The organism is Stenotrophomonas sp. STEN018 (assembly GCF_056760235.1).
Map to the genome: position 1 here is coordinate 78319 of NZ_JBRREK010000008.1, position 21268 is coordinate 99586.

Sequence of the window (21268 nt, forward strand, 5' to 3'; positions counted from 1 at the left end):
AGCGCCGGGATTGCCGGTTGCAGCACATCGTGCAGGCCGCTTGGGGGAAGGCCCCCGGCAGACGTCTCAATCAGGACGACCGGCGAGTCCATCAAAAGATGCGGCCGGTTTCCCCCTCCGCTTCGTAGTTGCAGACCATGATCACGACCGAAACCATTGCCGCACCCAGCCGTAGCCAGCGCCTGAAAGCGGCTACCAGCAGCACCCATGATTCGCTGGACAAGCGCATCATGTCCGAGGACATCTTTGCCAGCCGCGAGCGCTTCGCCAAGTTCGTACGCGTGCAATACCGTTTCCACCGCGACATCCAGGCGCTGTACGCCACGCCGCTGCTACGCGCGCTGCTGCCGGATCTGGAGCAGCGCCAGCGCCTGCAGCAGATTGTTGCCGACCTCGGTGATCTGCAACAGGACGTTCCTGCCGAAACCGCTGCGGTCATCCCTGACGATATCGAGCTGCCGCAGGCGCTGGGCTGGCTGTACGTCGCCGAAGGCTCCAACCTCGGCGGCACCATCCTGTTCAAGCTGGCCGGCAAGCTGGGCTTGGGCGCGGACTTCGGTGCCAGCCACCTGGCCGCGCATCCGGATGGCGCGGCTCGCCACTGGCGCCAGTTCACTGCATCAATGGATTCCATCAGCATGAGCGAGGCGCAGGAAGCGGCCGCCATCGAAGGCGCCAATGCGGCGTTCCGCACCGTACGCGCCTACGTCGAGCAGGAATTCGCCTGATGCAGGTCGGCGCATCGGCAGACACCATGAAGGCATCGGCGTGATCCGTTGGCTGTGGTTCTGCCTGGGCTGGCTGATGGTGGCCTTGGGGGTGATCGGTGCGTTGCTGCCGGTGATGCCGACCACTATTTTCCTGATCCTGGCGGTGTGGTGCTTCTCGAAATCCTCGCCGCGCTTTGAAGCGTGGCTGCTGCAGCATCCGCGTTACGGCCGGCCGCTGCGGCAGTGGCGCGAGCAGGGTGCGGTGAGCCGCAAGGGCAAGTGTTTTGCCGCTGGGGGCATGGCGCTGGGTTATGTGCTGTTCTTCATCGGCGCGCATCCGAGCTGGAAGCTGGCCGTGCCAGTGGCCGTTTTCTTCCTGGCCAGTGCTGCCTATGTGCTGTCGCGGCCAAGCCCGCGCGAGCCGGCGGCCAGTGAGGAGCAATCATGATGCAGTCCGCCGCTGCCGATACGCAGCATGCGGTGTCGTGCCGACGCGACGCCATCTCGTACAACGTTCAACGCACCAGCCAGATCGCCAGTGCGACTTTTTTCCACGACGATCCGGAATCTCTCCATGCACGCTGATATTTCCTCAAACGCCGCCACACAGGCACTCACGCCCTGGGCCATGTACCAGTCCGCCGACTGGGTGGTGCAGGCGGTAATGATCTGCCTGGCATTGGCCTCGCTGGCTACCTGGACGGTGTTGATCGCCAAGACCTTGGAGCTGGGCCGTATCGGCCGTGAACTACAGGCCGCGCGCGAGGTACTGGATGTCAGCGGCAGTCTCGATGGCGCCGATGCGCAGCCGGTACTGCAGCAATCGGATCTGGCGCGCAGCATGCTGGGCGCGGCCCGCACCGAGCTGGCGTTGTCGGTTGATGCGCAGGGGCACGATGGGGTCAAGGAGCGTCTCGGCTCGCGGCTTGAGCGCATCGAGCTGGGCAACAGCCGACGCCTGCGCAGCGGCGTCGGCCTGTTGGCCAGCATCGGCGCGGTGGCACCGTTCGTCGGTCTGTTCGGCACCGTGTGGGGCATCATGAACAGCTTCGTCGGCATCGCCGCGTCCAACACCACCAATCTGGCGGTTGTTGCGCCGGGCATCGCCGAAGCACTGCTGGCCACGGCGATGGGCCTGGTCGCTGCAATCCCTGCGGTCGTCATCTACAACCATTTCAGTCGCCGCTTGCAGACCTTGCGTGCATTGGGCGGGGATATCTCCGCCAGCGTGCAGCAGATCGTCTCGCGCGATCTGGATTGCGGCCGCGCGTTGTCGCGCGACGTGCGCTGAGGCCGGGCGATGGCAATCCGTACCTCCCGTGAGTCCGACGACGAAGCGCTGGACGAAGCGCACGAGATCAATGTCACCCCCTTCATCGACGTGATGCTGGTGCTGCTGATCATCTTCATGGTGGCCGCACCGCTGGCCACCGTCGATGTGCCGGTCGAACTGCCGGCCAGCAGCGCCAAGCCGCAGCCGCGTGATGCCGAGCCGCTGTTCCTCACCGTGCAGGCGGATCTGTCGCTGCGTCTGGGCGAGGCCTCAGTATCGGCTGATGCGTTGGCAGCAGAACTTGAAAAGCGCACACAAGGTGATCACTCGCAGCGCATCTTCCTGCGTGCCGACCGCTCGGTCAGCTATGGCGATCTGATGGAAGCAATGAACCTGCTGCGTCGCGCCGGCTACCTGAAAGTGGCGTTGGTCGGGATAGAGCAGTCATCGTGACCGTCGCTACTGCATCCTCGCGCCTGCGTTGGGGTGGCAGCTTCGCGCTGGCGCTGTTGCTGCACGCCGTGGTGATAGGCGCGGCGCTGTGGTGGAGTCTGCGCACACCGCCCTTGCTGGCCGACCAGCAGCCGCTGGAAGCGGTGATGGTGGATATGGCTGAGACGCCGGAAGCGCCGCCAACGCCGCCAACCGAGATTCCACAGGGGCCGCCGCAGCAGGAGCAGCAACGCAGCGAACCGACCCCGGCGCCACGCGTGGAGCGTGAGCCGCCACCGCAGGAGCCCGAGGTGGTGGACGCTTACGTGCCGCCGCAGCCGCGTGAGCAGGTGCCAGCCTCCGACGCCCACACGGTAGACCAGACCCTGGCGCCGCCGGATGTCAGTGCCAAGCCCAGCGAGCGCTATGCCGCCCGCCAGACCACCGCCGGGCAACAGGCGCAGGCTTCGGTCAGCTGGCAAGGGCAGTTGCTGGGGCATCTGGAAAAGTATCGCCGCTATCCACGCCTGGCCGAACGCCTGCGTCAGCAAGGCGTGGCCTATGTGCGCTTCAGCGTGGACCGGCAGGGCAAGGTCAGCAATGCCAGGATCGGCCGCAGCAGCGGCCACGACAGCCTTGATGAGGCCACGCTGGAGACGCTGGCGCGGGCAACCCCGGTGCCGGTACCGCCAGCGGATGTCGTCGGTGACCCGGTGGAAGTGATGGTGCCGGTGGAGTTCTTCATCAATCGCAGATAGGCGGCAGCCCCCAGACGACCTATCGACGAAGGCTGTCCCCTCTCCCGCTTGCGGGGGGAGAGGGGCAGCTTGCGAACCATTGGTTCGCTGCCCGTCGACCGACCTTGCGCTAGCGCAAGGGCCGGGGCGCGGAGCGGGGGCAGGGGTGAGGGCGCTCTTAGCGGCAATCCTGCAGCGCGACGGCATCCAGGCGTCGAGTCGATGGATATTCACGGACATGGGCACGCCAACCTTCTACGCGGCTATTGCGACGGTGCAAGAGCTGACAAGTGCATCCACGCCCGCCCGCAGTTAGCCTGCCCCCATGGATTCCCTGATCGCAGCATCCGCCCGCGCCTTGGCCACCGGTGATGTACTCACCGCGCTCAAGCACGTTGCATTGCGCGACGATCCTCCCGCGCTGGCCCTGCGCGGAATCGCCATGGCCCAGCTCGGCGACCTGACGCGGGCTCGAGAGCTGTTGCGGCGTGCCCAGCGCGGCTTTGGCACGCACGAAGTACTGGCACGCGCGCGCTGCGGGTTGGCCGAGGCCGAAGTGGCCTTGGCGCTGCGCGAACTTGGCGGTGCTTCCGAACCGCTGTCGACCATCGCGACCGTGCTGGATACACACGGTGATTCGGCCAATGCATTGCAGGCTTGGCTGATCCTGGCGCGGCGACTGCTGTTGCTGGGAAGGATCGACGAAGTAGCACATGTTATGAACAGATTGGAGGGCAGACGACTGCCCCCCGCACTGAACGCAATGGCGGCGCTCACAGCTGCAACGCTGGCACTGCGACGGATGCAGATCGAGCAGGCTCGGGCACTACTTGAACGTGCTCGGGCGGCGGCCGTAGAAGCGGGTATTGGCGCTTTGCAGGCAGAAGTGGAAGAAGCCTGCATCAAACTTGATCAGCCTGCTGCTCGTTGCCTCGGTGGAGGTGCGGATCAGTTGCTGCGTATTGATCAAGTGCAGGCGCTGTTGGAATCCGGCGCATTGATAGTGGACGGGTGCCGCCGCGGCATAAGGCTAGGCACCAGCTGGCAATCGCTGGCAAGGCGGCCGGTGTTGCTCGAGCTTGCCTGCGCACTGGCCGAGGCCTGGCCGGGCGAGGTTGATCGCGATGTGCTGATCACACGCGCATTCGGCATGCGCCACTACGACGAGACGCTGCGGGCACGGCTGCGGGTGGAGATCGGTCGCCTGCGCGGAATCATCGCGGCGCAGGCGCGTATTGAAGCAACACCTGCGGGCTTCCGCCTGTCACCTTGCTCAGCGACCTCGGTGAAGGTGTTGCTGCCGCCTATCGAAGGCGAGCAAGGAGCAATGGTCGCGCTGCTTGCCGACGGTGCCGCCTGGTCGACTTCGGCGTTGGGCTTGGCCTTGGCAGGCAGTCAGCGCAACGTGCAGCGGGCGTTGCTGGAGTTGCAGGCAGCAGGGCGGGTGTACTCGAATGGGCGCGGTCGAGCGCAGCGCTGGCGCTCGATGCCGCTGAGCGGTTTCACGACGATCTTGTTACTCCCTGCTGCGCTGCCGATTGACTAGTGTCGCTGGCAGGCAGCCAATCACGGACATGCCAGGAGATCGCAGTGATGAATACCCAAACCCTCAGTCCCAAAGTTGTGGCGACCAAGGTTCGCCCCGCCGAGGTGGTGCGTGAGTACGGCCCGTTCGCCGGCTCGGACACCATCAATGGCGTCAGCTTTGATGGACACAACGTCTGGGCTGCCACCGGCGCCGCGCTGGTGGCCTTCGATCCGCGTGATGGCCGGACGGTGCGCAGTTTAGCCGTGCCCTGTGACGCCGGTACTACCTTCGACGGTACCTATCTCTGGCAGATCGCCGAAGCGCGCATCGACAAGATCGATGCCGAGAGCGGAGAAGTGTTGGCTTCGATTCCCGCGCCGGGCGCTGGAACTGACTCTGGGATGGCGTGGGCGGAAGGCAGCTTGTGGGTGGGCCAGTACCGGCAGCGGAAAATTCACCAGATCGATCCGGCCGACGGCAGGATCCTGCGCACGATTGAATCCGACCGCTTCGTCACCGGCGTGACCTGGGTGGATGGAACGCTTTGGCATGCCACTGGCGAGGCTGGTCAGAGTGACATTCGGCGCCTGCAGGCCGATACCGGTGCAGTGCTGGAGCGCCTGCAGATGCCGGATGGCATCAGTGTCAGTGGGCTGGAAGCGGATGGTGGTGAGCTGTTCTATTGCGGTGGTGGCAACGACGGCCGGGTGTATGCAGTGAAGCGTTCGGGTTGAGTGGTGTTGTCGTGTTTTGCGACTGGCCGACGTGATGTCAGCTTCGCGGCTTACGCCGCTCCCACAAGTGCTTCGGGTTGTTGGATGCTTTGTGCACTTTCCGATCACCCGGCTGCTGGATACAAGAGCCCCTCTCCCGCGCGCGGGAGAGGGGTTGGGGTGAGGGCGCTTTTCGCTGTCAGTCAGGATTACAGCAGCGGTACCAGCAACAGAGCCACGATGTTGATGATCTTGAGCTACGCCTGCGGCGCCCCCATCCCGTTCCCTTCCCCCGTAAACGGGGGAAGGGCGAAGGTGCTGTGCGCAGTCGGCTTCGACTACAGCAATGGCACCAGCAGCAACGCGACGATGTTGATGATTTTTATGAGGGGATTGATCGCCGGCCCCGCCGTGTCCTTGTACGGATCGCCGACCGTATCGCCGGTCACCGCGGCCTTGTGCGCTTCACTGCCCTTGCCGCCGAAGTGACCATCTTCGATGTACTTCTTGGCGTTGTCCCAGGCACCGCCGCCGGTGGTCATCGAGATCGCGACGAACAGGCCGGTCACGATGGTACCGATCAGCAAACCACCCAATGCCTTCGGCCCGAGCAGCAGGCCAACCACCACTGGTACTGCGACCGGCAATAGCGAAGGAACGATCATTTCCTTGATCGCCGAGCGGGTCAGCATGTCCACTGCCTTGTGGTATTGCGGCTTGGCCGTACCCTGCATGATGCCGGGGATCTCGCGGAACTGACGGCGGACTTCTTCCACCACCGCGCCGGCCGCACGGCCGACTGCTTCCATCGCCATCGCACCGAACAGGTAGGGAATCAAACCGCCGATCAACAGGCCGATGATCACCGTGTGATCGGACAGATCGAAGGCGAAGGTTTCGCCTGGATGTGCCATCTGCAGGTTGTGTGTGTAGTCGGCAAACAGCACCAGCGCTGCCAAAGCCGCCGAGCCAATCGCATAACCCTTGGTCACTGCCTTGGTGGTGTTGCCCACTGCATCCAGCGGATCGGTGATGTTGCGGATCTCCGGTGGCAGATCGGCCATTTCCGCGATGCCGCCGGCGTTGTCGGTGATCGGGCCATAGGCGTCCAGCGCGACGATCATGCCGGCCATCGACAGCATCGCGGTTGCAGCGATGGCGATGCCGTACAGGCCACCAAAGTGGAACGCCGACCAGATCGCCGCGCAGACCGCGATCACCGGCAGCGCGGTGGACTTCATCGACACACCCAGACCGGCGATGATGTTGGTGCCGTGGCCGGTGGTCGAAGCCTGTGCCACGTGCTGCACTGGCTTGTACTGGGTGCCGGTGTAGTACTCGGTGATCCACACGATCAAGCCGGTCAACACCAGTCCGATCAAGGCGCAGATGTACAGGTTGGTGGCGCCGTGGCTGGAGTCGGCCATCAGCTGCGTGGTCACCGGCCAGAAGGCGATGGCGGCCAGCACGCCGGATACGATCACGCCCTTGTACAGCGCGCCCATGATCGAGCCGCCGGCTTTCACCTTGACGAAGAACGCGCCGATGATCGAAGCGATGATCGATACCCCGCCAAGCACCAGCGGATACAGCACCGCATTGCGGCCGACTTCGGCCATCATCATGCCGCCCAGCAGCATGGTGGCGATCACCGTCACCGCATAGGTTTCGAACAGATCCGCGGCCATGCCTGCGCAGTCGCCGACGTTGTCGCCGACGTTGTCGGCGATCACCGCTGGGTTGCGCGGGTCATCTTCGGGAATGCCGGCCTCGACCTTTCCGACCAGGTCCGCACCGACGTCCGCGCCCTTGGTGAAGATGCCGCCGCCCAAACGCGCGAAGATCGAAATCAAGGAGCTGCCAAATGCCAAACCGACCAGCGCATGCAGGTTGTCGGCCTGGCTAAGGCCCATGCGCTGCAGAATCAGGTAATAACCGGCCACGCCCAGCAGGCCCAGGCCGACCACCAACATGCCGGTGATAGCACCGCCACGGAACGCGACATCCATCGCAGCACTCATGCCGTTGCGGGCAGCTTCGGCAGTGCGCACATTGGCGCGTACCGATACGTTCATGCCGATGTAGCCGGCGGCACCGGACAGCACCGCGCCGATCGCAAAACCGATCGCCGTGTACCAGCTGAGGAAGAAACCGACCAGTACGAACAACACCACGCCGACGATGGCGATGGTCAGGTATTGGCGGTTGAGATAGGCCCGCGCGCCTTCCTGGATGGCGGCGGCGATTTCCTGCATGCGGGCATTGCCGGCAGGTTGGCGTAGGACCCATTGGGCCGAGATGATGCCGTAGACGATGGCGACAGCGGCGCAGACAAGCGAAAGCACAAGACCGTACTGTTCGAGCATGACCCCTCCAGCGTTGGTGGATGCCATACAGCTGTGGATGAAGCGGGGACACGCCGGGTAGATCGAAGCACTGGAACAGACCCGGGCCGCGTGCGGCTGTGGTACGTGTCGCTGTGTTCAAACACTCTGAGGCGGCCTGAGTATGACTGCCAGCTGTCTCGACCGCCAGCCGCCCCCTTCTTGCTGTTGGGTTCAGTCGGATGCTGGCAACGTCGCGTATCTGTCCATGTGGAATCGCTGCCGATGAAAGCCCTGCTAGTTCTTGCCGTGACGGCCTTGTCGCCGCTGCCGTTGTTGGCGGCCACCGCCAAGCCCGAGATCGAACGTCCGGCAGCCAGCGCGCAGGCCACCGGCACGGTACACACCGTGCGGCAGATTCCCGAAGCCTGTACCCGCATCGAGGGCCGCTTCACCGGTACCGCCGCGCAGCCGTATGACATGCAGTTGGTACGTACCAACCCGCAGTGCCAGCCACGTGCGGTATTCCTGGATGCCAGCAAGGTCAATCCCAGCGAAGCGGCCGGCTGGAAGCTCAATGAAGTGGCGCGTATTCCCTCGGCATCCTGCAGTTCGCAGCAGGCGGTGATCGAGGTGTGGCGCAAGCCGGCCGGGCAACAGGTAGCACTGGACGGGCAGGGCCAGAACCGCGTCTATCTGGGTGATGCCAAAACGCAGGCCGCAGCTGGGCGATTGGCTGCATTGCCCGCGTATTCGGCCAAGCTGGCGATGCAGGGCACGGCCTGCCGCTGACGGTGCTGCTAGCTCAGCGTTGTTGCGCGGCTCGGGTGTCTCGATCGTGCTGTGCCATTTGCTTGCCAACGCGGTAGCCCGCTACGGCCAGTGCGCAGACGACGAGAAAACCAAGCATCCCGATCAGTATCTTGCGGAACATGGTGCAGTGCCCGTGTGCAGACTTTGGGCGAAGGATGCGCCGCCCATCGGGGCGGCACACCTGTCTGAAGTAATGCCGGTGATCAGGCTCTACTAGCCCCTCTCCCGCCTGCGGGAGAGGGGTTGGGGTGAGGGCAGCTTTTGGGGGCGCAGCCATGTTGTGCTGGGCGCTACCGGGCAAGCCTCCCTCCGCCGAGCATGGTTCGGCACTACATTGCTGCTTCAGCCTTCCCAGCTCGGGAGCTTCTTGGCTACGGCGACGTTCTTCAAGGTCACGTACTTGGGCAGGCCATCGCGGTCGTACGGCAGCGGCGCTTCGCCACGGATCAGCGGCTGCAGGTAGCGACGGGCCTTCTCGGTGATACCGAAACCATCCTTGCGGATGAAGCCGGCCGGCATCTTCTTTTCGTGGTTGGCGACCTTGGACAGCGGTGCGGCCTCGATCTTCCAGCGGTACGGCACATCCGAGCTGCGCACGATCACCGGCATCACCGAGTTGTGGCCCTTCAGTGCGAACTGCACTGCTGCCTTGCCCACCGCCTGCGCCTGTTCCCAATCGGTCTTGGAGGCGATATGGCGGGCCGAGCGCTGCAGATAGTCGGGCAGGGTCCAATGCACCTTGTAGCCGAGTTCGGCCTTGACCTTGCCGGCCAGGTACGAAGCCACGCCGCCGAGCTGGGTGTGGCCGAAAGAATCCTTGATGCCACCGGCATCGGCGACGAACTGGCCGTCGGCGGTATGGATGCCTTCGCTGGCGACCACCACACAGAAGCCGACCTTCTCGACCACCTGCTTCACCTTGGCCAGGAACACCGGCTCGTCATAGGCGCGCTCCGGCAGCAGGATGATCTGCGGTGCGTCGTCGGGGTTTTCACCGGCCAGGCCTGCAGCTGCAGCCAGCCAACCGGCATGACGTCCCATCGCCTCGTAGATGAAGACGCGGGTCGAGGTTTCCGCCATCGCCGCCACATCGAGCGCCGCCTCGCGCACCGAGATGGCGGTGTACTTGGCCGCCGAGCCAAAGCCCGGACAGGTATCAGTCACCGCCAGGTCGTTGTCGATGGTCTTGGGCACGCCCACGCAGGTCAGCGGGTAGCCGTATTCCTTGGCCAGCTGCGAGACCTTCAGCGCGGTATCGGCCGAGTCATTGCCGCCGTTGTAGAGGAACCAGCGCACGTCATGCGCCTTGAAAACCTCAAGCAGGCGCTCGTACTTGGCGCGGTCCGCATCCAGTGACTTGAGCTTGTAGCGGCACGAGCCGAACGCGCCGCCAGGAGTATGGGCCAGCGCGGTGATGTTGGCGGCCGACTCCTTCGAGGTGTCGATCAACTCCTCGCGCAGTGCGCCGAGGATGCCGTTGCGTGCTGCCAACACCTTGATTTTCCTAACTCTTGCTTCGGCGATGACGGCCGAGGCGGTGGCGTTGATGACGGCGGTGACGCCGCCGGACTGGGCATACAGCAAGGTGCCTTTGGACATGGGCAATACTCTCCAGAGCGGGGGACATTCCGGGACATTGGCCGGATGCGGTAAGCTGCACATATTGCGGTGCAGCGTGAATCGGCCCATGAGTCTAACGCCGCTGTCCGTCCCGTTTCCTCAAAACATATGGGAGTCAGGAATGCGATTGGTTCTGTTGGGACCGCCCGGTTCGGGCAAGGGCACACAGGCGACGAGCCTGAAGGAACATCTGCAGGTTCCGCACATTTCCACAGGCGACCTGCTGCGCGCCGAAGTGGCTGCCGGCACCGAGCTGGGCAAGCAGGCCAAGGCGGTGATGGATGCCGGCAACCTGGTGTCCGACGACATCCTGCTGGGCATGCTGGAATCGCGCCTGTCGCAGGCCGATACCGCCAAGGGTTTCATTCTGGATGGTTACCCGCGCAACGTGGCCCAGGCCAACGCGCTGGGCGAACTGCTGGCCAAGCTGAACCAGCCGCTGGACGCCATCGTGCAGCTGGAAGTGCCGACCGAGCTGCTGGTCGAGCGCATCGCTGGTCGCGCCCAGGAGCAGGGCCGTGCCGATGACAACCCGGAATCGGTGCGTCAGCGTCTGCAGGTCTACAACGATTCCACCGCACCGGTGATCGACTTCTACGCCGCCAAGGGCACCCTGGCGCGTGTGGATGGCGTTGGCGCGTTGGACGAAGTGCTGACCCGCATCCTGGCGGCGATCAAGCGCTGAGGATGCTGGGCGCCGGCAGGTAACTGCCGCGCCCAGTCGCGGGCTTGCTGCGACGGCCGCGCATACAGAAACGCCCGGATCCATGAGCTGGATCCGGGCGTTTCGTTTGTAAAAAGCCAGCTAAGGGCGTGCTCACGGCCCCATCAGCATGAGCTCCCTGGGGATGGCCTCTTGGGGAGTAGGACCTGAGGGATACTGAGGCTGGCGTCACGTATTTTCATTGTGAATGTCTCGTGACGGTATCGGGGAATCCCCTACAAGCGATTGGGGATACAGCTCGGGTTGGGCCTGGATACCCCAAATCCAGCGCATCGGCGACAATCTAGGGATGAGCAAGATCCATATCCTCGGCATTGCCGGTACTTTCATGGGCGGCGTGGCCGCTCTGGCCCGCGAACTCGGTCATCAGGTCGAAGGCAGCGATCAGGCGGTGTATCCGCCCATGTCCACCCAGCTGGAAACCTTGGGTATCAGCCTGTCGCAGGGCTATCTGGCGGGCAATATCAGCCCAGACTGCGACGAAGTAGTGGTTGGTAACGCGCTCTCGCGCGGCAACCCGGCGGTGGAGGCGGTGCTGGATTCCGGCCGTCGCTATACCTCGGGCGCGCAATGGCTGTCCGAACAAGTACTGCCGGGCCGCGATACGCTGGCGGTCGCCGGTACCCATGGCAAAACCACTACGACCACCATTCTGTCCTTCCTGCTGCAGGCGGCCGGGCGCGAGCCGGGTTTCCTGATTGGTGGCGTTGCGGAGGATTTCGGGGTGTCGGCGCGGTTGGGGCGGTCGCTGGCGGGGGTTGCTGATGCAGGTGCAGCCCGACCCCCCTCCGCCCCTTCGGGGCAGCTTCCCCTGGAGGGAGAAGGGGAGGATGCGTCGATCCTTTCGGATCGACCGCTTTTTGTTGTTGAAGCTGACGAATACGACACCGCGTTCTTCGACAAGCGCAGCAAGTTCGTTCATTACCGTCCGCTGGTCGCCATCCTCAATAATCTGGAATTCGATCACGCCGATATCTTCCCGGATGTAGCCGCGATCCAGCGTCAGTTCCATCATCTGGTGCGCACCGTGCCCGGTCGCGGTCGCCTGATCGTAAATGGCGAAGACAAGTACCTGGCCGAAGTGCTGGCGATGGGCTGCTGGACGCCGGTGGAGCGCTTTGGTTTTGATCCTTCACTGGAATGGAGCGCACGCCTGATCAACCAGGACGGCAGCGCCTTTGCGGTATTGCATCGCGGTGCCGAAGTGGCAACCGTGGAATGGTCGCTGCTGGGCCGGCACAACGTGCTCAATGGACTGGCTGCATTGGCCGCCGCGCATGCGGTGGGTGTCGATGTTGCCAGCGTGGCACCGGCCTTGGCTGGCTTCCATAGCGTCAAACGGCGCATGGAAGTGATCGGACAAGCGCAGGGCGTAACCATCTACGACGATTTTGCCCATCACCCAACCGCCATCCACACCACGCTGGAAGGTTTGCGCGCAAAGGTTGGTGATGCACGCATCGTGGTGGCGATGGAGCCGCGCAGCAATTCGATGCGCTTGGGTGCACATTCGGATGCACTGGCGCCGTCCTTGGATATCGCCGATGCGGTGGTGTTCCTGGCGCGGCCCGAGCTGCCATGGGACGCGGCCAAGGTGATCGACGCAGTGCGCGGCGATGCGCAGGCGGTCGCCGATACCGATGCATTGCTGACCAAGCTCGGCGATGTCGCGCGCGCTGGCGACCACGTGGTGTTCATGTCCAACGGTGGTTTCGACGGCGCGCCGCGGCGTTTCCTGGCGCAGCTGCAAGGCGTTTGATGTAGTTGTCTTAGGCCGGGTTGCATGCAACCCGGCACAGCATTGATTGCGGTGGCGCACGATGAATTGTCGTGGCGGTGTGGTGGAGTACCATCCGGCTTGTCTGCCGAACACCTGTCACTACCTGGACCATGCAATTGCTCAGCCTTGCCCTGTTTCCCCTGCACGCGGTGTTGTTGCCCGGTGCGATGTTGAACCTGCGCGTATTTGAGCCGCGCTATCTGGATCTGGTGCGCGAATGTGGACGTACCGGCAGCACCTTTGGCGTCTGCCTGATTCTCGATGGCGAGGAAGTCGGTGCGCCGGCAATCCCCGCTGCGTGGGGTGTGGAAGCGGTGGTCGAGGATTTCGACGTCGGCCCTGATGGTGTGCTGGTGCTGCGCCTGCGTGGTGCGCGGCGTTTCCATGTAACGGCGACTCATGTGCGCGACAACGGTCTGGTGATGGCCGATGTCGAGTGGTGTGAGCGCGACAGCGACGACGAGCTGCAGCCCGAGCACAGCTTGCTTGGCACCTTGCTGGAAAACATCATCGAGCAGATAGGCGGCGAGTACGCAGCTGCCGGTCCGGCGCAATTGGACCAGGCGGCGTGGGTGGGCTGGCGCCTGGCCGAACTATTGCCGCTGCACGAAACCCAGCGCCTGCAGTTGTTGCAGGAAAACGACCCGCAGCAACGCCTGGATCGATTACTGGAGTGGATCCCGGAGCTGGATGTGCCGATCGAGGAAGATCTGTAACCCGGTTGTAGGAGCGGCGTAAGCCGCGAAGCTGGCAATGTTTCGAGGCGAGCGGAAACCGCAATCTGACGATTTATCGGCTTCGCGGCTTACGCCGCTCCTACAGTGTTGGCCGGCAACGCCTCCGTAGTGCCGAGCCATGCTCGGCAGAGGCTTTACCGGTAGTGCCCCCTGCCGAGCATGGCTCGGCACTACAGTCGTCCTTACGGCGTTGGTTCGGCGCGGATCATCAGCAACGGCAGGCCCGTCTCCGGCTGCACCTGCTGCTGGGTTTGCAGGCCATCCAGCGATTGCTTGAGCGTGTCCAGTGCCGGGTCAACGCCGCGCAGCGGCCGCCACATGCCGAACAGTTTCAGGTGTCGCTGGTAACGCAGAGTCTGCGCGCTGCCCAGCCATACCGGTGCCAGCCAAGGTTGCAGTTGGACGGTGGAAGGCCACAGCCGCAGTGCGTGGATTTCATCCGGACGCGCGCCCGGATGCAGCATCAGCAGCGCCTCGACATTGGTGTCCAAGGTTGCCGGCAATACCGGCACCTGCTGCGGCGTGGCCTTCATGTCCAGCATCATCAACGCCTGTTGCCAGCCAGCCTGGGGCTGCCGGGTCCAGCCATTGCGTTCGAGCTGCGCCTGCAAGGCCGGCAACGGGCCGGCTACCTGTACGTCCAGCGGCCAGCGCTGATCGTCATCGAAATCATTGCGGCGAGCGGGCAGCTCATGCCAACCGTCCTGCCACCAACGGGAGGCGTCCATCTGCACGATGCTGGCTGCAGCGGGTTCGAACTTGGCCAGCTTGGCCGGTACATTGCGCGGTGCATACCAAAGCCCGGCGATCACGAACACGCCGTAGAACAGCCATGCAACCGGCTTGACCCAGAACGAGCGGTTGAAGCGGCGGCGATAGGCCACGCCCAGTACCAGCAGCCAGAACACGCCGAACAACATGCCGCCGATCACGTCGCTGAGCCAGTGTGCGCCCAGGTAGATGCGGGCAAAACCAATCACCGTGACCACCGCGCCGGACAACAGGTACGGCCAGACGCGGGTACGTCCCGGCAGCTCGCGGCCGATCAGCACCGCAAAGAAGCCGAAGGTGATGGTGGCCATGGTCACCGCCACCGACGGGAAGCCAAAGCCGCTGCTGGCGGCCGGCGGCCGCACCACATCGACGGTGGTACCCAGCAGCTTTGTCAGAGCCAGGCCGAAGGCCAGCGCCGCCAGCCAATGGAAGACCGCCATCCAGCGCCGGCGCCAGGCCAGGTAACCCATACCCGCTGCAATCGCCGGCAACAGCACCTGCCAGTCGCCCAGCGAGGCCAGCGCGGCCATCGGGTAGTCGGCCAGCGGGTTGCGCAGGGCAAGCATCAAGCGGTGTACGGCCAGGTCCAGGGCCAGCGGTTCGCCGTGGCCGACCACCACCATCAGCAGCGCGAACCAACCCCAGCCCAGCACCAGCAGCATCAAGGCCAGCATGGCCAAGGGCACCGATTCGCGGCGTTTGGGATCGAACAGGTCACTCAGCGAGTGGCCGATGAAGCGCGGGTGGCGGTGCGACCAGGCCAGTAGACGGGCCAGCCAGCCGTCCATGCGTGTCGCCGACCAGCGGTAGCTGTACAGCACGATAGCCCACACCAGCCCAAGGATCGTGCCAAGCAGGGCGACCACCAGGAACAGACGCCCGGCCACCGCCGCAACGGCGTCATAGGCCTGGCCCAGCGCCCAGCCGGGCAGCAGGAACAGGACGGCCCAGGACAGGCAGGCAAGGCCGCTGGCCTTGAGATAGCTGATGAAGCGCATGTTGGCCATACCGGCAATTGCCGGTACGAAGGGCCGGATCGCGCCGACGTAGCGGGCGATCAGGATGCTTTTGAAGGCATTGCGGCGGAACATGACCTCGCCACGGTCCAGCAGCTGCGGGTAACGGCTGAACGGCCATACGCCGCGCAGGCGGTCGCCCCAACGGCGGCCCACCCAATAGCTCAAGCCGTCGCCGGCAAAGGCGCCCAAGGTTGCACATATCACCGCATAGGGGCCGGAAAGCTCGCCCATGCCGATCAATACACCCACCGCGATCATCAGCGGCAAGGCCGGCACGATGGCGCCGAGAATGATCACCGCATCGCAGAAGGCGATGGCGAAGATCGCCAGGCCAGCAAGGATGGGATGGGCAGCGATCCACGCGAGGGTGGCGTCGATCCAGGAAGAATTCATCGGCCGATTATAAAGGGAAGCCCGAGTCAGACCGATGGCAACGGCATAGGTTCAGTCGATTGCAGTGGCACTTGTTCACCTACGATGTCGCTCAGAGGATGGCGTGTTGGCGACTAGAATGCAGGGATGACTGACTCTTCCCCCGCACCTGTCACCGCGCTGAAAGCTGACAGCTTCGGACGAATCCTGTTGATTGAAAGCCCGCAAGGGCCCTTCGTGCGCCGCGATCTGGGGGCGACGCCCTTGTGGCTGCGGTTGCCGGCCTGGTGGTTGGCGCGGCGTGAAGCCCGCGCGCTGGCCAAACTCGATGGCATGGAAGCCACGCCGAGGCTGCTGGCCTGGGATGGGCACTGGTTGGACCGCAGCTATATGGCAGGCGCGGCCATGTACCAGCGTCCGCCGCATGGTGACCTGGCCTATTTCCGCGCGGCGCGGCGTTTGCTGCAACGCGTGCACCGGCACGGCATCGCCCACAACGACCTGGCCAAGGAAGCGAACTGGCTGGTGCGCGAGGACGGTTCCCCGGCGCTGATCGACTTCCAGCTGGCGGTATGTGGCAATCCGCGTTCGCGCTGGATGCGGTTGTTGGCGCGCGAAGACCTGCGCCACCTGCTCAAGCACAAGCGCATGTATTGCCGGCAGGCGCTGACCCCGGTGGAGCTGCGCCTGCTCAAGCGGCACTCATGGATCCGCGAACTGTGGTTTGCCACCGGCAAGCCGGTCTACCGCTTCGTCACCCGCCGCATCCTGCATTGGGAAGACAACGAAGGGCAGGGGCCGAAGCCTTGAGTAGTGGTGTGCGGGCGCGTGAGGTCGGGATATCTGCGGGCGCGTTGCTGCACCCGTTGCTGCCAGGCAGTCATTTCGCGCATGCCTCGCGGATCAATCTGGTCCGCCGGCCAGACAGTGCCGTACAGGCCTATCTGGACATCGCCCGGCAGGTGCCGGCCTGGTTTGATGGACTGATGCGGCTGCGAAATGCCGGCATGCGTCTGCTGGGAATGAAGCACCTTGGCGCGATCCGCAGCGTGCCAGCGCGTGCTCCGGAAGGGCTGACGGTCGGCGACAGGCTCGGGATATTTACAGTGCGAGCCCTGGCAGCCGATGGCATCGTGCTGGGCGACAGCGACCGTCATCTGCGGGTGGAACTAGCAGTAGAGCTTGGCCCCGGCTACGACAGCTGCGAGCTGCAGGTGAGCACCGTGGTTCACCTGCACCGGCCGTTCGGGCGTCTATACATGTTGCCGGTAGCGCCCTTGCACCGGGTCATCGTGCCGCGTCTGCTGGAGAGCCATGCGCGGCGTATGGTGGTGCCCGGACGGGATTGAGCTGCAATGCCAGTGCTGGCTGAAATGTATAGCCAGCACTACCCCGGCAATCTGCGCAGGCTCAGCGCAGTTCGAGCAACTGCTTGCCTTTGAAGCTGCGCTTGCTGTCGAAGTCGTAACCGATGGTCACCTGTCCATCGTCGGCACAGGCATGGCAGCTGCGCAGTGGTGTGGTGTAGCGCAGGCGCACTCCGCCATCGGGTAGCGCTTCAGTGCCGGCAGCCAATGCAGGTGCGAACGGGCCGGAGTCGGGGTGCTTGCTGGCGAACGCTTTGTAGGCAGCCGAGCCGCGTGCCGCCTCATCGAGCACTTCCTCGTCCACGTCGATGGCCAAGCCATTGGCGTCCACCAGCCAGGTGCCCTCGTTGGTATTGGCGCGGAACGGGAATTCCAGCGTGGCCACGCCAACGCCTTCGACGTTCTGCCATGCGGTGACATAGCCGGGCTTGCCCTGCGCGGACAAGGTGCTGGCAGCCGTCAAAGCGGCCGGTGAGGCAGCACCGGCGCGCATAACCTCCAGCAGGCAGTTGTCGGCTGCGGTGTCGGTACGACAGGACTCGATCGAGCCTGTCCATACTGCGTTGGGACCGATTCGGGCGGCTTCTTCGCTCAGCCCTGTGGTCTGCGTGGTGACATCCTTGGCCGCCGCAGGTACTTCGGCGGCGGGGTGTGGCTTCTGGCAGGCCACAAGCCCAAGGGCGAGCAGCAACGGAGCAGTCAGGTGCAGTGTTTTCATCGGGAGTCCTTGCGCGATACCGCACCAGTATCGGCAAGCCATATGAACCCTGAGTGTCGATCCTTCAACAAACCGCAGGACTGTGCGTGGGTGCTGGTATCGGCATAATGCGGATTGCTTTCTTACCGGTTCCGGAGTGCATATGAGCAGCTTGCGAGGCAAGACCCTTTTCATCACCGGCGCCTCGCGTGGCATCGGCCTGGCCATCGCCCTGCGTGCTGCACGCGATGGTGCCAACGTCGCCATCGCCGCCAAGTCGGCGGTCGCCAATCCCAAGCTGCCGGGCACTATCCATACCGCTGCCGAGGCGGTCAAAGCAGCAGGTGGCCAGGGTCTGGCGCTGAAGTGCGACATCCGCGAAGAAGACCAGGTCAATGCGGCGGTCGCTGCAACCGTGGACACCTTTGGTGGCATCGACATCCTGGTCAACAACGCCTCGGCGATCTGGCTGCGCGGCACGTTGGACACGCCGATGAAGCGCTTCGACCTGATGCAGCAGGTCAACTCGCGCGGCAGCTTCCTATGCGCGCAGGCTTGCCTGCCGCACCTGCTGCAGGCGCCTAACCCGCACATCCTCACCCTGGCACCGCCGCCCAGCCTCGACCCGAAATGGTGGGGTCCGCATACCGGGTACACCCTGGCCAAGATGGGCATGAGTTTCGTTACTTTGGGTCTGGCAGCTGAGTTCGGTCGCAAGGGCGTTGCAGTCAATGCGCTGTGGCCGCGCACAGTGATTGCTACCGACGCGATCAATATGATTCCGGGCGTGGATGTGGGCGGCTGCCGCAAGCCGGAAATCATGGCCGATGCCGCACACGCGGTGCTGACCCGTACCGCGGCCGGCTTCAGCGGACAGTTCCTGCTGGATGACGAGGTGCTGGCCGAAGCGGGCATCACCGATCTGTCGGGCTACGCGATGGACCCGACGCGGCCGCTGATGCCGGATCTGTTTCTCTGATTGCCTTCCCAAGGATGGAAGGCTTCACCTGTAGTGCCGAGCCATGCTCGGCAGAGGCTTCACCGGGAATACCTCACCTGTAGTGCCGAGCCATGCTCGGCAGGGGCTTCACCGGGAATGCCACACCTGTAGTGGGGGGGGGGGGGGGGGGGGGGGGGGGGGGGGGGGGGGGGGGGGGGGGGGCGGGGGGGGGGGGGGCGCGCCCCCCCCCCGCGGCCGGCCGCGGGGCGGGCGGGGCGCCCACCCCCCCCCTCCCCCCCGCCCCGCCCCGCCCCCCCCTCCCCCCCGCCCCCCCCCCCCCCCCCCCCCCCCCCCCCCCCCCCCCCCCCACTACGCACCGCCAGCTTCGCGGCTTACGCCGCTCCTACAAAACCCTGCAACACACCTCAATGCTCGATGTGCTCTGGCAACACATGCCCACAGCGATTGCAGTACTGCGCCTTGAACTCGTGCCCCTCATGCCCGCAGACCGTGCAGCCACGGTTGTCGTGGCGGCTTTCGCGCAGCATGTTGCCGGCCAGTTCGGCGGTGTAGATGCCGGTCGGCACAGCCAGGATGCTGTAGCCGATCAGGATCAGCGCCGAGGTGATGAAGCGGCCCAGCGTGGTATGCGGGACGATGTCGCCAAAGCCCACCGTGGCCATCGTCACCACCGCCCAGTACATGCTGGTTGGGATATTGCTGAAACCGTACTGCGGGCCTTCTATCACGTACATCAAGGCGCCGGCGATGATCGCGATGGTGACCACCATCGACAGGAACAGCAGGATCTTGCGACGGCTGCGCCATAGCGCCGCCATCAGAACGCCGCTCTCCTCGATGTAGCGGGTCAGCTTGAGGATGCGGAATACCCGCAGCAGGCGCAGTACGCGCACCACCAGCAGGCTCTGGGTGCCGGGGATGAAGAAGGAAATATAGGACGGCAGGATCGCCAGCAGGTCGATGATCCCCCAGATGCTGAACGCATAGCGCAGTGGCCGCCGCACCACCAGCAGGCGCAGCACGTACTCGGCGGTGAACAGCAGGGTGAAAGCCCATTCAACGATGTAGAAGCCGGTGGCCCAGGCCACGTGGATGCGCTGCACGCTGTCGAACATCACCACCAGCACGCTGGCGAGGATGGCCCAGACCAGCAGCAGGTCGAAACGGCGTGAGGGCGGGGTGTCGGTGCGGTGGATGATGTCGAACCAGCGGCGGCGCCAACCGCTGTCGCTGGCCGGGTTCAGTTGGGGGGCAGAGAACAGTCGCATGTACCCATTGTGCCGCAGGCCCACGGAATGGAGGACAATGGACCGTTCACACCCACTGATCTGGAACGCCATGACCGCTGTCGTCGAGCCGCTGTTGTCCCTGTCCAATTACTACCTGCCGGTCTACCGGCCGCGCCAGCTGGTGCTGGAGCGAGGTCAGGGCGCACGACTGTGGGATACGCAGGGCCGTGAGTTCATCGATCTGGCCGCCGGCATCGCGGTATGCAGCCTGGGCCACAACAACCCGGACCTGAAGGCCGCGCTGTTCGAGCAGGCCGACAAGCTCTGGCATACCAGCAACATGTTCTACAGCGAGCCGCCGCTGCACCTGGCGCAGGAGCTGGTGGACGCCTCGCGTTTCGCAAAGCGCGTGTTCCTGTGCAATTCCGGCGCCGAAGCCAATGAAGTGGCGATCAAACTGGTGCGCAAGTGGGCCAGCGCGCAGGGGCGCGGCCCGGAGAAGCGCTTCATCGTCACCTTCCGTGGCAGCTTCCACGGCCGCACCCTGGCCACAGTGACCGCTACTGCCCAGCCCAAGTACCAGGAAGGCTACGAGCCGCTGCCCGGTGGCTTCCGTTATGTCGACTTCAACGACGTCGCCCAGCTTGAGGAAGCGATGGCTGGTGGCGATGTTGCCGCGGTGATGTTCGAGCCGGTGCAGGGCGAGGGTGGGGTAATGCCGGCCAGCGCCGAGTTCATGCGCCGCGGCCGCGAGCTGTGCGACCAGCACGACGCACTGATGGTGCTGGATGAAATCCAGGTTGGCATGGGCCGTACCGGCGAGCTGTTCGCGCATTGGAACTGGGGCGTGACCCCGGACATCGTCACCCTCGCCAAGGCATTGGGCGGCGGTTTCCCGATCGGCGCGATGCTGGCCGGCCCCAAGGTTGCCGAGGTGATGAGCGTTGGTGCGCATGGCAGCACCTTCGGCGGCAACCCGCTGGCAGCGGCGGTTGCCCGCGTGGCGCTGCGCAAGCTGTCGTCCGACGAGATCAAGGCCAATGTGCTGCGTCAGTCGGCCGCGCTGAAGGCCGGTCTGGAGGCTATCGGTGCAGAGTTCGGCGTGTTCGAGCAGGTGCGCGGCATGGGCCTGATGCTGGGTGCGGTGCTCAAGCCCGAGTACGTGGCTGACATCGGCGTGCTGCTGGATCTGGCGGCCGAGAAGCAGGTGCTGATCCTGCAGGCCGGCACCAGCGTGCTGCGCTTCGTGCCGGCGCTGAACATCACCGATGAGGAAGTGGCCGAAGGCCTGAAGCGCGTGCGCGAGGCGATCGCGGCTTATATCGCCTCACGCGGGTGAAACAAGCGATAGCACTGGCGAGTACAGTGCTACGGAAACTTGATGCCCTCGACGTGTACCGCTTGCTGCGGTCACTCGGGGGCATCGCTTATCTGCGGTCTGAGCCAACGCAGGGTCAG

The 21268-nt window shown here is 64.5% G+C and carries 22 protein-coding genes; 16 read left to right on the top strand and 6 right to left on the bottom strand.

What is annotated here, in order from left to right:
* Nucleotides 1-137: 137 nt before the first annotated feature.
* The 8 genes from ACVOMB_RS05055 (at nucleotide 138) to ACVOMB_RS05090 (ending at nucleotide 5414) form a co-directional block, all read left to right on the top strand.
* Nucleotides 138-728 (top strand): biliverdin-producing heme oxygenase, encoded by a 591-nt coding sequence (locus tag ACVOMB_RS05055; protein ID WP_481530174.1) that lies wholly within the window; start codon nucleotides 138-140, stop codon nucleotides 726-728.
* A 43-nt stretch (nucleotides 729-771) separates the two neighbouring features.
* Entirely contained in the window at nucleotides 772-1158 is a 387-nt protein-coding gene (locus ACVOMB_RS05060; RefSeq protein WP_481530207.1) for a YbaN family protein, read from the top strand.
* Nucleotides 1155-1295, top strand: a complete 141-nt coding sequence (locus ACVOMB_RS05065; RefSeq protein ID WP_481530175.1) for a hypothetical protein — start codon at nucleotides 1155-1157, stop codon at nucleotides 1293-1295. The genes ACVOMB_RS05060 and ACVOMB_RS05065 overlap by 4 nt, the downstream gene beginning before the upstream one ends.
* Complete coding sequence (gene exbB / locus ACVOMB_RS05070) at nucleotides 1285-2001, top strand: tonB-system energizer ExbB (RefSeq protein WP_481530176.1); 717 nt, start codon at nucleotides 1285-1287, stop codon at nucleotides 1999-2001. Before ACVOMB_RS05065 ends, exbB begins: the two co-directional genes overlap by 11 nt.
* Before the next feature lie 9 nt (nucleotides 2002-2010).
* On the top strand, nucleotides 2011-2436 hold the full coding sequence (exbD, locus tag ACVOMB_RS05075; protein ID WP_481530177.1) for a TonB system transport protein ExbD: 426 nt from the start codon (nucleotides 2011-2013) through the stop codon (nucleotides 2434-2436).
* Complete coding sequence (locus ACVOMB_RS05080) at nucleotides 2433-3173, top strand: energy transducer TonB (RefSeq protein WP_481530178.1); 741 nt, start codon at nucleotides 2433-2435, stop codon at nucleotides 3171-3173. The genes exbD and ACVOMB_RS05080 overlap by 4 nt, the downstream gene beginning before the upstream one ends.
* Nucleotides 3174-3477: 304 nt before the next feature.
* Nucleotides 3478-4698, top strand: a complete 1221-nt coding sequence (locus ACVOMB_RS05085; protein ID WP_481530179.1) for a helix-turn-helix domain-containing protein — start codon at nucleotides 3478-3480, stop codon at nucleotides 4696-4698.
* A 47-nt stretch (nucleotides 4699-4745) separates the two neighbouring features.
* Nucleotides 4746-5414 (top strand): glutaminyl-peptide cyclotransferase, encoded by a 669-nt coding sequence (locus ACVOMB_RS05090; protein WP_481530180.1) that lies wholly within the window; start codon nucleotides 4746-4748, stop codon nucleotides 5412-5414.
* A 317-nt stretch (nucleotides 5415-5731) separates the two neighbouring features.
* Here the strand turns inward: ACVOMB_RS05090 and ACVOMB_RS05095 are convergent, their stop codons facing one another.
* Entirely contained in the window at nucleotides 5732-7759 is a 2028-nt protein-coding gene (locus ACVOMB_RS05095) for a sodium-translocating pyrophosphatase (protein ID WP_481530181.1), read from the bottom strand.
* A gap of 243 nt (nucleotides 7760-8002) precedes the next feature.
* On the opposite strand from ACVOMB_RS05095, the gene ACVOMB_RS05100 reads away from it, so the two are divergent.
* Complete coding sequence (locus tag ACVOMB_RS05100; protein WP_481530182.1) at nucleotides 8003-8509, top strand: hypothetical protein; 507 nt, start codon at nucleotides 8003-8005, stop codon at nucleotides 8507-8509.
* Between the two features lie 13 nt (nucleotides 8510-8522).
* Here the strand turns inward: ACVOMB_RS05100 and ACVOMB_RS05105 are convergent, their stop codons facing one another.
* A complete protein-coding gene (locus tag ACVOMB_RS05105; RefSeq protein WP_481530183.1) occupies nucleotides 8523-8651 on the bottom strand; it encodes a hypothetical protein in 129 nt (42 codons plus the stop codon).
* Between the two features lie 221 nt (nucleotides 8652-8872).
* Complete coding sequence (locus ACVOMB_RS05110; RefSeq protein WP_481530184.1) at nucleotides 8873-10129, bottom strand: 6-phosphofructokinase; 1257 nt, start codon at nucleotides 10127-10129, stop codon at nucleotides 8873-8875.
* Nucleotides 10130-10271: 142 nt separating this feature from the next.
* Between ACVOMB_RS05110 and ACVOMB_RS05115 the strand changes: the two genes are divergently transcribed.
* From ACVOMB_RS05115 to ACVOMB_RS05125, 3 genes are all read left to right on the top strand, one after another.
* Nucleotides 10272-10835 carry an adenylate kinase gene (locus tag ACVOMB_RS05115; protein WP_481530185.1) on the top strand — a complete coding sequence of 188 codons (564 nt, stop codon included), beginning with the start codon at nucleotides 10272-10274 and terminating at the stop codon, nucleotides 10833-10835.
* A 328-nt stretch (nucleotides 10836-11163) separates the two neighbouring features.
* Nucleotides 11164-12633 carry a UDP-N-acetylmuramate:L-alanyl-gamma-D-glutamyl-meso-diaminopimelate ligase gene (gene mpl, locus ACVOMB_RS05120; protein WP_481530186.1) on the top strand — a complete coding sequence of 490 codons (1470 nt, stop codon included), beginning with the start codon at nucleotides 11164-11166 and terminating at the stop codon, nucleotides 12631-12633.
* A 131-nt stretch (nucleotides 12634-12764) separates the two neighbouring features.
* Nucleotides 12765-13370, top strand: coding sequence for an LON peptidase substrate-binding domain-containing protein (locus ACVOMB_RS05125; protein WP_481530187.1), 606 nt, complete (start codon nucleotides 12765-12767; stop codon nucleotides 13368-13370).
* A 203-nt stretch (nucleotides 13371-13573) separates the two neighbouring features.
* On the opposite strand, the gene ACVOMB_RS05130 is transcribed toward ACVOMB_RS05125, so the two are convergent.
* Nucleotides 13574-15577 carry a bifunctional DedA family/phosphatase PAP2 family protein gene (locus tag ACVOMB_RS05130; protein ID WP_481530188.1) on the bottom strand — a complete coding sequence of 668 codons (2004 nt, stop codon included), beginning with the start codon at nucleotides 15575-15577 and terminating at the stop codon, nucleotides 13574-13576.
* A gap of 126 nt (nucleotides 15578-15703) precedes the next feature.
* On the opposite strand from ACVOMB_RS05130, the gene ACVOMB_RS05135 reads away from it, so the two are divergent.
* Together ACVOMB_RS05135 and ACVOMB_RS05140 are read left to right on the top strand one after the other, a co-directional pair.
* Complete coding sequence (locus tag ACVOMB_RS05135) at nucleotides 15704-16366, top strand: serine/threonine-protein kinase (protein ID WP_481530189.1); 663 nt, start codon at nucleotides 15704-15706, stop codon at nucleotides 16364-16366.
* The gene (locus tag ACVOMB_RS05140; protein WP_481530190.1) at nucleotides 16363-16905 is read left to right on the top strand and encodes a DUF2867 domain-containing protein; all 543 of its coding nucleotides are present in this window, start codon (nucleotides 16363-16365) and stop codon (nucleotides 16903-16905) included. Before ACVOMB_RS05135 ends, ACVOMB_RS05140 begins: the two co-directional genes overlap by 4 nt.
* Nucleotides 16906-16966: 61 nt before the next feature.
* On the opposite strand, the gene ACVOMB_RS05145 is transcribed toward ACVOMB_RS05140, so the two are convergent.
* Nucleotides 16967-17641, bottom strand: coding sequence for a hypothetical protein (locus ACVOMB_RS05145; RefSeq protein WP_481530191.1), 675 nt, complete (start codon nucleotides 17639-17641; stop codon nucleotides 16967-16969).
* A 142-nt stretch (nucleotides 17642-17783) separates the two neighbouring features.
* Between ACVOMB_RS05145 and ACVOMB_RS05150 the strand changes: the two genes are divergently transcribed.
* Nucleotides 17784-18599 carry an SDR family oxidoreductase gene (locus ACVOMB_RS05150; RefSeq protein WP_481530192.1) on the top strand — a complete coding sequence of 272 codons (816 nt, stop codon included), beginning with the start codon at nucleotides 17784-17786 and terminating at the stop codon, nucleotides 18597-18599.
* A gap of 386 nt (nucleotides 18600-18985) precedes the next feature.
* Here ACVOMB_RS05150 and ACVOMB_RS05155 read toward each other — a convergent pair whose 3' ends face one another.
* On the bottom strand, nucleotides 18986-19849 hold the full coding sequence (locus tag ACVOMB_RS05155) for an ion transporter (protein WP_481530193.1): 864 nt from the start codon (nucleotides 19847-19849) through the stop codon (nucleotides 18986-18988).
* A 70-nt stretch (nucleotides 19850-19919) separates the two neighbouring features.
* Between ACVOMB_RS05155 and ACVOMB_RS05160 the strand changes: the two genes are divergently transcribed.
* Nucleotides 19920-21149 (top strand): acetylornithine transaminase, encoded by a 1230-nt coding sequence (locus ACVOMB_RS05160; protein WP_481530208.1) that lies wholly within the window; start codon nucleotides 19920-19922, stop codon nucleotides 21147-21149.
* Nucleotides 21150-21268 lie beyond the last annotated feature (119 nt).